The sequence below is a fragment of the Nonomuraea sp. NPDC003214 genome, from assembly GCF_053590035.1.
Map to the genome: position 1 here is coordinate 174,796 of NZ_JBSFSX010000014.1, position 12,078 is coordinate 186,873.

At 66.1% G+C, this 12,078-nt stretch carries 8 protein-coding genes; 5 read left to right on the forward strand and 3 right to left on the reverse strand.

What is annotated here, in order from left to right; translation table 11 throughout:
• Positions 1 to 71: 71 nt before the first annotated feature.
• Complete coding sequence (locus tag ACWDXC_RS36460; RefSeq protein ID WP_449989956.1) at positions 72 to 779, reverse strand: hypothetical protein; 708 nt, start codon at positions 777 to 779, stop codon at positions 72 to 74.
• Positions 780 to 1,706: 927 nt separating this feature from the next.
• On the opposite strand from ACWDXC_RS36460, the gene ACWDXC_RS36465 reads away from it, so the two are divergent.
• Genes ACWDXC_RS36465 through ACWDXC_RS36485 form a run of 5 tightly spaced genes read left to right on the forward strand, consistent with a single transcriptional unit; the run spans position 1,707 to position 7,098 of the window.
• On the forward strand, positions 1,707 to 3,020 hold the full coding sequence (locus ACWDXC_RS36465) for a helix-turn-helix domain-containing protein (RefSeq protein WP_449989958.1): 1,314 nt from the start codon (positions 1,707 to 1,709) through the stop codon (positions 3,018 to 3,020).
• Positions 3,017 to 3,757, forward strand: a complete 741-nt coding sequence (locus ACWDXC_RS36470) for a toll/interleukin-1 receptor domain-containing protein (RefSeq protein WP_449989961.1) — start codon at positions 3,017 to 3,019, stop codon at positions 3,755 to 3,757. The genes ACWDXC_RS36465 and ACWDXC_RS36470 overlap by 4 nt, the downstream gene beginning before the upstream one ends.
• Complete coding sequence (locus ACWDXC_RS36475; protein WP_449989963.1) at positions 3,754 to 5,646, forward strand: hypothetical protein; 1,893 nt, start codon at positions 3,754 to 3,756, stop codon at positions 5,644 to 5,646. Before ACWDXC_RS36470 ends, ACWDXC_RS36475 begins: the two co-directional genes overlap by 4 nt.
• A 20-nt stretch (positions 5,647 to 5,666) precedes the next feature.
• A complete protein-coding gene (locus ACWDXC_RS36480; protein ID WP_449989966.1) occupies positions 5,667 to 6,680 on the forward strand; it encodes a hypothetical protein in 1,014 nt (337 codons plus the stop codon).
• 7 nt (positions 6,681 to 6,687) lie between these two features.
• Entirely contained in the window at positions 6,688 to 7,098 is a 411-nt protein-coding gene (locus ACWDXC_RS36485; protein ID WP_449989969.1) for a hypothetical protein, read from the forward strand.
• Positions 7,099 to 7,625: 527 nt separating this feature from the next.
• Here ACWDXC_RS36485 and ACWDXC_RS36490 read toward each other — a convergent pair.
• Both ACWDXC_RS36490 and ACWDXC_RS36495 read right to left on the reverse strand, forming a co-directional pair.
• Positions 7,626 to 8,504, reverse strand: coding sequence for a hypothetical protein (locus ACWDXC_RS36490; protein ID WP_449989971.1), 879 nt, complete (start codon positions 8,502 to 8,504; stop codon positions 7,626 to 7,628).
• Positions 8,505 to 8,715: 211 nt separating this feature from the next.
• Positions 8,716 to 11,736, reverse strand: a complete 3,021-nt coding sequence (locus ACWDXC_RS36495; RefSeq protein ID WP_449989973.1) for a DUF3427 domain-containing protein — start codon at positions 11,734 to 11,736, stop codon at positions 8,716 to 8,718.
• Positions 11,737 to 12,078: the final 342 nt, after the last annotated feature.

A 12,078-nucleotide genomic window follows, 5' to 3' on the forward strand; every position in this document is an offset into this window, starting at 1 on the left:
CCCGCGCCGGCCGGCTCCAGGTCGTCAGCTCACCCCGGGCGAAGGTCATGCCGTCGTGCCCTCGCCCGGAATCAGCCGGCCGAGCCAGGAGAGAGCGGACCGTACCGCAAGTACGAATAAAGGGCATCGGTCGGCAACGCAGCCCAATTACCCGGATAAATCTCCCCATGCTCCGGTTCAGAACAGCAGGTGATGTAATGCGTCATGAACCGATGAATCTGAACCGGCGTACGAATCTCCACGGCATTCGGAGGAATCTGCAATTCTTGGAACGTGTGCCCCGAGTATGAGTAAGCGAGCCGCCGATCACGCGAACGCGCCTCGTTGGCCGTACGCGCGTTCCACACGCTGACCCGCAGGGACAGCGAATCCACCAGCCACAACTCGTAGTCGTCGCGATGATCGGCGAGGTGGGTGATGTAGCGGCCCATGACGGTCCGCGCGACCACCTCGGCCCGCTCGGCGAACGTGATCCCGTCGGAGTGCTCGCTGGGCGCCGGGTGCCAGCCCTTGGCATGCTGGTCGGTGTATTCGACCAGGTAGACGAACTCGTCGGCGATCTCGGGTGCGCCCGAGTCGTCGAGTTGATCGGCCGCCATCGCCGAGAGCCGAGCCCAGTCAGCGATGCCCGCATACAGCGTCGCCTGCTGCCTGGACGGCGGAACCCCGTCCTGGGGGGTGGTCTCGTCCAGGTTCGGCATGTTGAGCAGGGCCGCGACCTGGTGGAGCCGGCGAGGGGGAACCAGACGGTCCCGCGCTTCGGTGAGATCGTTCGTCACGGCCTTCAGTGTGGCGTGGCACCCAATGGCGAGTCATAGGAAAGCCCAAAAGATCTTCCTAGCGCTCTTCCGTGCCTGCTGGCTCCACGGTTTACGGCCCCGCTATATGACGGTAAGCCGACAGATCTCTCCCCTGTAGGCGACAAACTCCGGGATCGTGGCGCATATGATGATCTTATATCCTCTTTTGCTTGCTATTACGGGCCAGGAATGCTGATGCGACTGCAGCTGACCAAGACGGTCCCAGAAGCTCCCAGCCAGGGGGTGCGCCCGTACCTGGGGCAATCAACGTTTCGTCCACAATGACGGGCTTTGCCGCCACCGAACGGTTCAGGTTTGTCGTGCTCCATCCACTCCAAGAGCAGTGGCGGCCGGTTGGTCTCAGGACCTTTGCTGCCGCCGCCAAGCGGATCTTGTGGGCCGAGACCGGGATAGCCCACGCGCGAATCCCCAACTCGTCCCTGCGGATCCGAGCGCCGATTCTGCGGCATGCAGAGCGGCCTTCAGCGTACGGATACCCTCAGCCGCCAGGCCTTCGAGTTCCCCCGCTGGTTATCCCGTCTATCCGGGGTTCGTTGACGTTTTTGCCCCGAAGCGCTGTCCCACCGGCCGTCCAGGCGTTCTGCTCACCGGTGTCGACGCCTGGCCAGAGGGCCGGCCCGAGCCTCGTGGGTCAGTTGCCCAGTTGGCCGTAACGCCTGTTCCACGTGCTCCCGGGCACGGCTGCCACGGGCGCGGTGATCGAGCACAGGACAAGAAGTGCAGTCATGGCGGGCACCGCCGCGCAGCGGTGCCCCTGCATCGGGCTGACAGTGGTTCTGAGAGTGGAAACGGGAAACAACGGCCCTCCCTTGTCGGCGCCGCACAACTGACGCACCCTTGCAGGCAGTGACTTCAACTGCTCGGGCGGGGCGAGAGGGAGGTCCGATGGACCGGAAGCCGACTTGCTTCGGTCAGGAACTGCGTAAGCGCCGTCTGGCCGCCGGCCTCACCCTCACGGCTCTCTCCAGCTTGGTCCACTACAGCAAGGCCCAGCTCAGCAAGGTCGAACGAAGTTTGAAGCGACCCAGTCGCGACCTGGCTCGCCTCTGCGACAAGGCACTTGATGCTGACGGCGAACTGATGGCCCTGGTCCCGGTAGAGCCTAAAGACGCGAAGGCTCCTCGTGCCAGCGATGAAGAGGAAGTGTGGTTGATGGCGTTGTCCGGGGATGGCCGAAGCTGGTTCCAGCCGTTGAGCCGACGGCAATTGTTGACCATGGGGGTCGCTGCGAGCGTTGGCATGAACATCGGCCCCCCGAACACAGCCTCTCCTGCCGGTGATGCCACGCTCTTGGCTGCGGCCCGTACGTTGTTCGACAACTATCGCCAACTCGGTCAGACAGTCGGTCCTGGAGCGCTACTGCCCGCGCTCATCGCGCAAACGCACTCGTTACGGGCGCTTTCCGCCCGTACGGGAGCCCATACTCGCGACGGCCTCCTGCGCCTGGCCTCTCGCTACGCCGAGTATGCCGGCTGGATGATGCAGGAGATCGGCAACGACCAGGGTGCGCTGTGGTGGACCCGCCACGCGGTGGAGCTCGCGGCGGCGGGTGGAGACCACGACCTGGCGGCGTACGGCCACGTTCGGCACGCACTCGTCACGCTTTACCGCGACGACGCCGCACAGACACTCGAACTGGCCAGGCGGGCGCAGCATCCCAAACTGCCCGCGCGCATCCGCGGTCTGGCCGAGCAGCGCGAGGCACAGGGCCACGCGCTCGCGGGCGACTATGACGCTTGCATGCGCAGCCTGGATCGGGCTCGCGCCCTGCTGACCACTCCAGCGTTGCAGCAGGATGGGCCGCCCGTCATCGGCACCACTAATCTCCCCGATCCGGTCGGGATGATCACTGGTTGGTGCCTGTACGACCTTGGGCGTCCGCGCGAGGCGGCGGAGGTGCTGAGCGGACAGATGGCGCTGGTGCCACTGCATGCGCTGCGGACCCGTGTCCGCTACGGAATGCGTCGCGCGCTCGCCCATGCCATGGCCGGTGAGCTAGAGCACGCCTGCGATCTGACAGATCAGCTTCTTCCCGCCGCTGCCATGGTCAGTTCGGCCACCATCGCCAAGGACGTACGTGCTTTGGCACGGACACTCTCCCGCCACCCCAAGAACGCGGCGGTACGGCGGGTGACTCCGGAACTCAGCACGGCTCTGCAGTTCGCCGATTTCGAGCAGACCCACCGGGGGCATCAGTGACGCACGAGGTATTCATCAACTACCGCACCGGCGACGGCGAGAAGACCGCTGCCCTCCTCGAGGAGAATCTCGCGCACCGCTTCGGGAACGAGCACATCTTCCGCGCCTCCAACGCCATCCCGCCAGGTGCGACCTACCCGGAGGCGTTGGTTAGGGCAGTTCGCCGTAGCGGTCTCGTACTAGCCGTTATTGGGCCAAGCTGGTCGAAACATCCCAGACTCCATGACGAGGCTGACTGGGTACGCAAAGAGATCCAGGAGGCGTTCACCTGCGGCATAGAGGTGATCCCGATCCTTGACGGCCGCAAGACGGAGCGGCTCAACCCCGCCGACCTGCCGACGCCGCTGCGCAGGTTGGCGGACGTCCAGTCGGTCCGGCTGGACGCCCACGATCTGCCGTCCGGCCTCAAACGCATCGGTGACATCCTCGCCGCCAAACTGCCCCGCCTCAAGGCCGCCGATCGCACGGCACAGCCGGAGCCGGAGGTGGCCGACGTTCGCAATTCGATCTCCGAGGCGCACGGGAACATCGTCCAGGCCGGGAGCTTCGTCGGCGACGCCGGCACGATCTCCAAGGGCAACTATGGCCCAACCCATTTCGGCTCGGGGGATATCAACCAACACTCCCCCCGTATCTCGGGGCCGGGTGCCATGTACATCGCCCACGACAACCAGGGCGGGATCCGCCAGGTCTTCGGCGACACGCATGACAAAGAGGAAGAGGACAATAGCCGGTGACTGGGCCGATCCACACAGGGAGCGGGAACCTCAACTATTACGAGGCGGCGGCACAGGGCCGGGACCCGCGGTACGCCTTCATCGATGAGCTGGACTGGCTCTGGCGGCGTTTTGTTCATCCTCCCGGTTACGGCAAGGCGAACGACCTCCTCGAGAGCTACCGGACAGTGCTGCTGAGCGGTGAACCGGGGGGAGGCCGGATCGCCACGGCCAAGGCTCTCCTGCGCGGGTTGTCGACAGGGACCGAGCGCTTCCACGAGCTGGCCTGGCAGCGGGAGGAAGACACCGGAAGGTATCGGCTTGAGCCCGCCGCCGTCGGTGACGACGACCGCGTGTGGCTGGACCTGACGCAGGTGGATGACCGCAGCTGGCGTGCCTTCCAGGACGAGCTGTCCTCGGTGCGCAAGATGATCGACGAGCGCTCGGCCCTTCTGGTGGTTGTGCTGCCGGGCAGGGACGGGCGTGAGGTCTCGCCGGAGTTCGCCCGGCTCCACGCCGGGATACGACGGCCGAACGCGCACGAGGTGCTCCGCCGCCACCTGCGGCTGGCGGAGGTTCCCGGCGCCGTGAACAGCCCTCCTTCGGAGCTCCTGCGCAAGAACCCGCCACTCCGGGACGTCGCCCGGTTCGCCGACCTCGTCCGCTTGGCATACCTCAAAGATCCGCACCTGGATTACGAGGCTTGGTACAAGGCGGCGGAGTCCGCACACACCGGGCATGGCGCAACGGTGGCCGATGCAGTCGCAGAGCTGCGCAGTGGCCCCCAACGCGCCCTGCTTCTCGCCGTCGCCATGCTGGAGGGCGCACATGTCGATCACGTCTACAACGCCGCCACGTCCCTGCTTTCGACCGTCTCGTACTCTGAAGAGAGCCACCTCCTGGAGCGTTCCGACCTCCTGGAAAGTCTGAAGGGCATTTGCGCGGAGCTCGATGATCAAGGGCACGTACGGTTCCAGGATCTGGGGTTCGACGCCGCGGTCCGCGCCCATTTCTGGCACCACATGCCCGAGCTGCGGAAGAGCATCCGGCAGTGGGTCGGGAAGATGGTCGACCACGCCGACCTGCCCGACAAGGACCGCGACCTCCTCGTCGAGCGGTTCGCCGACCAATGTCTGCACCCGAGACATCGGCAGGTACTGGTCGAAGCGGTAGCCGAGTGGACCAGCGGGGCGCGTGCCTACCGCCGCCAGGTGGCGGCGGACCGCGCATTGCAGCAGGCGCTCAAGAGTGAGCAGCACGGCGGGTTCTTCCGCAAGCAGGTCCTCACCTGGGCAACCGACGACCACCTCTCCGAGGCGTTGTCTGAGGTCGTCATCATGATGTGCGTCAAGGTCATCGCCCTCAATCATCCCGACCAGGCGATCGTGCGTCTCCATCACCGGGCCAGGAGGGAGAGTCGCACCCTGAACGCCCGTACCGCACTGCTGGAGCTGGTCTCCGGAGCCCCGTGGCTCCGCCGACTGCTGCTCGCTCGCCTCACCCAGCCGCCCCGAGGCAGCAGGAAGGAGTACGAGCGAGATCCCGATCTCTTCCTGCAACTCGTAGACCCGGCGGCCTTCACCGCCTCTGACGGCCACAGCCGACCGCTGGCAGCGGAAGCGGAGGTCCGCGACATGCTGACCAACGGGTGGAAACGGGTCTTCCTCGAGCGCGACGAGTCGGCCTGGCATAGCCAATTGAGGCAGTGGCTCGTCGTGGCCTGCAACGACGAGCGTCACCGGGACTCCCTCATCGACGTGCTCGTGTCCGCCGGTGATCAGCGCAGGACGATCCTGGGCCGCCTCTACTCCGAGGCACGCGCGGTGTCCCGATCCGCAGAGCAGTCCGCCGCCTTCCTCGATGCCGTCCTGCGCAAGATCTCCAGCAGTCAAGGCCTCCGAATTACCTGACCAACGTTGTGGAGGGCATCATGAGTTCGGGCCGTAGCACGGTCATGGTCTACCTGTACGTCATGGGCGCACTTATCATGGCCGGCCTCATCGCCTTCGCCCCTCAGGCGATATGGCTGTCGGCCATCGCATTAGTGGCTGTGATAGCGCTGACAGCGCTCGCCAGGTTCGGATGGAGGCACTGGCCGACGAACGCGCCGGCGCAACCAGAGCCCATGGACGAGCCTTCGCTGCCGCCGCCTCCGATCGAGTCACGTGAACAGCGCATCGACCAAGTCCCGCTGCCCAGTCGCGAGGCTGATTACGACTTTCTCTTCTCCGCCATGGTGCTCTGGAAGCCTGTTCATTCACCTGGCGACGAAAGACAGGTCAATCTCGCGGCACTGGCCGTGGACGCGATCCTCAGACGCGCGAGGGAGATCACCGAAAACCGTGAGCCGGGCCGGGCGCCCCTGGTCGCACACGAGCTCGGCGGGATCCTGGGCACCATGCAGAAGGACCCCACGGGCCACGTCCTCGCCATGGCCGAATCCGTGCAGGTCGTCCTCAGCAGCCAGGATCAGGAACGCCTCAACAAGCTGGCCGAGGTACGTAAGGATCAGATGGTCTGGGAACACGACCGCAAGTACGAGCAGAGCAAGCGCGAATACCTCGGCGAAGATGTGTTGAAAGACACCGGCAGCGCCGTCGTGTGGTGGCTCGTCAAGAACGACGATCAGGTCGAGAAGACAGTGAACGATATCGGCCTGCTTGCCACGCTGTCCTCCGCGGCGAACAACAAGACGGCGCCGGAAGAGGCTGCCTATCTGTTCGGTGCCATGCCTTCGGCGAACGGAGTATCGCCCGTTGACGACCTGGCGGCGTTCTTGCATTCCCTCGATCTGAATGGGGAGCGGGATCTCTTCGCGCATCAGATCGCGTTGCTGGCGCGCAACTACGGCCGGCCGGAGGTCGCGGACGAGATCGAACGCAGGTTCGGTCTGAACGAGCCAACCCCTGAAACACCTGAGCAGCCTTGGAGCGACGGAAGGTGAGGAAGGCATGGAAGCGGAGCTCATGGCGCTGGCAGCGTCCGGCGCATCGACGCTGATCACCTTGATGGTTTCCGACGCATGGGCGCAGACAAAAGACCGGCTCGCCGCCGTGCTGGGGAGGACCGGCGATGAGAAGGAGACACTGAAAGAGCTGGAAGCCTCCCGAGTGGTGCTCTTGAGCGCGCTCGCAGAGGCGGACGATGCGACGGTGGCGGCAGTCGAAGTCGACTGGCGAGCCCGCCTGTCGCAGCTGCTCCTTTCGGACTCGAACTGCGTCGAAAACCTGCAACTGCTGGCGGCTGCACCTGCCGATACGGTGCACAACAACATCACTGGACGGGTTCAGGCCGGGCTGATCATCCAAGCCGGCCGCATCGAGCGTTCGACCGTCCACGCGCCACCCGAGCAAAGAGCCTGAGCCCTCATCCGACGCGATTTCGCCTTGATCATCATCGGCGCTCGCGGCCCTCCGCCCGGACCGGCTGATCTCCTACCACCAGCAGCTCCGCGCCGAGCTCGGCTCATCGGACGCCGGCACGCGACGACAGCTCGACCGCGGATTCGCCGACGCGCTGCTCAAGGCCCGCCGGTTCGCCGAGGCGTACGCGGCCTACGAGGAACTGCTCGCAGCCGCCGCGCCGGACTCGCCGGAGGCCCTGGAGCTCACCGCCCTGCTCGCGCGCTCCCGCCGGGCTAGCCGGGCAACGCCCGCGCCGACCGGCTACCGGCCTTACGCCGATCCGTACTATTGGGCGGGGTTCACCCTGGTGGGCGTCTGGGAGTGACCTTGGGCTGCGGTGAGTGGACGGCCATCGCGTGATCCTTCGAACGGTGTGCATCCACGAAGGAGGCCAGGCGATGGCCGCAGATCACAGTCTGACGGCCGAGCAGTCGCCGGCCAGGCAGATCGAGACCGGGAACTCCGACTTGTCGCACGGCGGGGCCTTAAATCTGATCGACGGCTGCCGAGCCGTCCGAATCCTGCGTCACGGGCTCCGGGCCGTTGCGGAACCGGTAGCCGGTCGACCGGAGATGCCGGTATTCGAGCACGGCCAGCACCAGGGCCGTGGCGGCGCCGCAGAGGTTCAGCGTGAGCCACAGCCAGTCGGGCACGCCCTTGGTGTCGCGCGCGATGAGCTCCTGGCCGCTGATCAGCAGCATGAGCACCGTTGTGCCGATCGGCGCGAGCAGCGGATGGACCTCGCCCATCCAGAACCCGGTGCGCGCCGCCCAATAGATCGTGCAATACCAGAGGCAGAAGAACCAGGGAACGAGAACGATCGCCAAGAGGATCGCCAGGAGAACCCAGAGTGCCGCGCCCCCTGAGGCGTTGATGTCGATGTCACTGGTGAACTCGGCCTCGCCATTGGCCAGCGAGGCGAAACTGAGGTTGCCGGCCGCGGCGAAAATCAACACGATCGGCAGGTAGAAAAGGGCCAGCGCGAGCACCGAGCGCCCGATCAGTCGGAGCACGCCGGGCAGGAGCTGGGCGCGAAGTCCGGAGCGCGTGACGACGAATATCGCGAGCAGCGCCAGCGGCAACAGAATGACGGCCAGCCGCCCGGTTTCCATCGCCTTCTGGATGATGTTGCCCCAGACGTCCTGGTAGTGCGAGGTCGCCACCAGGATCACGCCGAGGCCGATAATCGACCGCCAGAACGCCAGCCGGTCCAGCATCCGGTCCTTGGGCGACGGGCCGACCCGGGGCTTGTACAGGAACTTCGCGGTCATCCAGGGAAAAAGCACGGTGGCGATGACGCGCCAGGTCGCCTTGCGGCCACGGGGGTCGAGCCTCTGACCGTCGTTCGTCTGCACTGCGGACATCTGGCTCCTCTGCGATATCAACCCGGTACCGCGGACCCCCGTCTAGCAGGTTGACCGAACAGCCGGCGGGTTGGTTCGCACATCCGGTCAAATGTGAGTGGAGTCACAAAGTGCGTGGCGAGCCGATCAACTCGGACAGCATCGCAGGGCATTCCCAGCAGCCTGACTGCTCTATGCCTGATCTGAGCGACTGAGGTGAGGAACGGGTGGCTCAGCCGGCGGTTGCCTTGGCGTAGTGGAAGACCTCAGGTGGGAGCCGGTGGTCCAGGCGCCAGACGAAGCGGACGGGTCGCTCGCCCTCGTGGCTCACGTACCGCATCGGCCCCGCGTACGTGTACGGCGGGGCGCCCAGTCCTTCGTCGCGCTTGGACTGCCTGATGAGGAGGTGGATCGTGGATTCGCCCGTCACGTAGCGGCGGGCGGTGGCAGCCGACGAGCGTAGGGTGCTCTGCGACTCCCACTGGAACAGGTCCTCGCTGATCGCCCGATCGGCGTACAGCGTGGTGGGGGAGTAGTGGTCCTCCAACTTGTCGATGGTGACGAAGAACAGGTCCGCCCGGTGCTCCTGCACGTACTTGACGCCCTCCCGCATGTGCGCGGGCTTGTCGATGCCGAAGGCGGCCAGCACCTCGTTCTTGCTGTAGCGGGCGTGCACGTGCAGAGGCACGACAGGGTCCAGCGGCGGGGTCACGTGTCGCAGGCCGGAGCGGAGCACGTTCGCCAGCTCTTTCAGCTCATCCGCGCGAGCACCCGTGAGGCGAGCGAACCGGGTCTCCATCCCGGAGATCGGTTCGGTGCCGCCCCACAACATCGCGTCCAGCATCGCCATCAGGCGTAGCTCGCGCGGCGATTGCGGAGCCTTTCCGGCCAGCACCTCGGTGAGGAAGGCCAGGCGTTCGACGTCGTCGATGTGCAACATCCGGCCGAAGGCCCGTCCGAGCGCCTCGTCACCCGGCGTGCTGCTGAAGCCGGCCGCGTGCCGCAGCGAGGCCCAGCCCTGGCGGCTACGACGGTAGAGGTCTTCGACGTCCAGTCCGGTCTCCTGCAGGAACGTGGGCAGATCGACGTCTCCGAGGTCGCGGAGTTCTCGTGCCAGGTCCCGCCAGCTGAGGTTGAGGGCCTGCCGGACATTGTCGAGGACGAGCCGGCGTACGTCCCGGTCCAGGTCGATCACGCAACCTGCCGGCAGCGTGGGGAAGCCCTGCTCGATTTCCCGGGCGATGCCGGTACGGCTGGCGCCGGAGAGCGCTCGATAGCGCCGGTCGAAGCGGAACTGCTTGTGCTGGTGGCCGACGAAGTCGAGCACGGTCAAGCACGGCTTGTCCTCGGCCAGCCGTAGCCCACGGCCGAGCTGCTGCAGGAAGACGGTGGCGCTGTCGGTAGGCCGCAGGAACAGCACGGTGTCGATCTCCGGGACGTCAACGCCCTCGTTGAAGAGGTCGACGGTGAACACCGCGTTGATCTTGCGGTCTCGCAGGTCACGTAGTGCCTGGTCCCGCTCGTCACGCAGGCTGTGCGCGGTGACGGCGACGGAGGGGAGCCCGGCTCGGGTGAAGCGGTCGGCCATGAAGCGGGCGTGGTCGATGCTCACGCAGAAGCCGAGGGCGCGCATCCGCCCGACGTCGCCGATCTTGCGTTGCAATGCCTCCAGGACTACGGCGGCGCGGCGGTCGTTGCCGGTGTAGACGTTGGAGAGCTGGCCCACGTCATACCCCTGGCCCCGGCGCCAGCCGATCTGGCGCAGGTCGGTGCCGTCGTGGACGCCGAAATACTGGAACGGGGCCAGCAGCCCGCGTTCCAGCGCCTCCCACAGGCGGAGTTCGGCGGCGATACGGCCACCGAACCAGTGCTTGATGTCCTGCCCGTCGGCGCGTTCCGGCGTGGCGGTCAGGCCCAGGAGCACCTTGGGCCGAACTCCGGTGAGCAGTTTCCGGTACGTGGCGGCCTCGGCGTGGTGGAACTCGTCCACGATCACCATGTCGTAGCGGTCAGGCTCAAGGAGCGGGTTGGCGTCCAAGGTCTGGATCGAGGCGAACACATGCCGCCACTGCTCGGGGCGGGCGCCGTCCACGTACAGCTCGCCGAACGTCTCATCTCGCATCACCTGCCGGAAAGTGAGCAGGCTCTGCCGCAGAATTTCCTTGCGGTGAGCGACGAACAGCACCGACTCCGCCTGCCCGGCCGCGCGCAGCCGCCGGTAATCGAGCGCGGCAACGACGGTCTTGCCGGTGCCGGTGGCCATGACGACGAGGTTGTGCCACCGGTTGTGGATCTGCCGCTCGGCGTCGAGCTCGTCGAGAATTTCGCGCTGGTAGGAGTACGGTCGGACGTCCACGTGCGCGAAGTCGAGCACGACCGCCCGCCCGCCGGCCCGTTCGGCGGACAGGGCGCGGTCCAGCCGCTCGGCGTCATGCTCCGGGTCGTAGGGCTCGAACGACGGATCGCCCCAGTAGTCGTCGAAAGTGGCGGCGAACGTGTCGATCAGGTGTGGCTGTTCGGCCTGGGCAAGGCGGACGTTCCACTCAAGGCCGTGACTGAGAGCGGTGCGCGACAGGTTGGAGGAGCCCACGTAGGCGGTGGACAGGCCGCTGCCGCGGTGAAACAGCCACGCCTTGGCATGCAGCCTGGTCATCCGGGTGTCGTAGGAGACGCGGATCTCGGCGCCCATGGCCGCCAGCCGGTCCAGCGCAAGGCGGTCGGTGGCGCCGATGTACGTCGTGGTGACCACGCGCAACCTGCCGCCGCGCTGTAGGAAGTCGTGGATCTCCTCGGCCAGGACGCGTACGCCGTTCCACTTCACGAACGCGCACAGCAGGTCGACGTGATCGGCGGAGGCCAGCTCGCGCTTGAGCTCATGGCCAATCTCCGGCTGTCCGCGGCCGTTGACCAGCAAGGCACTTCCGGTGAGAGGGACCACCGGCCGCGCTGGGAAGCGCACGCGTCCGCCCGCGTCCCGGCCCCTGGCGATGCCCAGCAACTCATCTGCGGCTTCAACGAGTTCCTCGGGCGAAGCGGCCTCGGGTACCAGTTCACCGATCAGGTCGGCGACCCGGTTGACGATCTCCACCTGCCGCGCCAGCCGCACCGTGTCGCTCTCACCCCGCACCGAGCGGAGCGCCCGGCGAGTGAGGGCAGCCAGATGCCGGGCCAGTGTCTCGTGAGAGTCGGCAAGATCCAAGGACCGGCGATCGATCAAGTCGCGATCGGACACCGCACGCAGCAGGGCGCCCATCTCGCGGGTGATCAGATGCTGGTAGACACCCGGCTGAAGATCGCTCACCCCGGCGACTATAGGACGCGGCCGGCCAGAGCGGTATGCCTTTGCCGAGGTCGAAAAGTGCTGCCCGACTCCGGCCGATGGTGAGCTGGATCGAGTGGTCGCATAGATCTGGCGCTGGGGCAGGGGCGGTGAGCGCACCTGTACAAGTCGCTGCTTTTTCTGTAGGTCCTGGGACATTCCCAGTGGCACGACAACCCGTCTAGTGCTGTGACCGGAAACGATCACCGGGTTGGCGTGTAGGACGGTCCTGCCGATTGGATGAGCTGATCACGCTCGTTCCAGCAGCTGGGAGGC

Bases quoted from the DNA above. Each gene is read 5' to 3' on its own strand.
- ACWDXC_RS36465 (WP_449989958.1), top strand. From the start codon at position 1,707: ATGGACCGGAAGCCGACTTGCTTCGGTCAGGAACTGCGTAAGCGCCGT.
- ACWDXC_RS36480 (WP_449989966.1), top strand. From the start codon at position 5,667: ATGAGTTCGGGCCGTAGCACGGTCATGGTCTACCTGTACGTCATGGGC.
- ACWDXC_RS36485 (WP_449989969.1), top strand. From the start codon at position 6,688: ATGGAAGCGGAGCTCATGGCGCTGGCAGCGTCCGGCGCATCGACGCTG.
- ACWDXC_RS36490 (WP_449989971.1), bottom strand. From the start codon at position 8,504: ATGTCCGCAGTGCAGACGAACGACGGTCAGAGGCTCGACCCCCGTGGC.
- ACWDXC_RS36495 (WP_449989973.1), bottom strand. From the start codon at position 11,736: ATGGGCGCCCTGCTGCGTGCGGTGTCCGATCGCGACTTGATCGATCGC.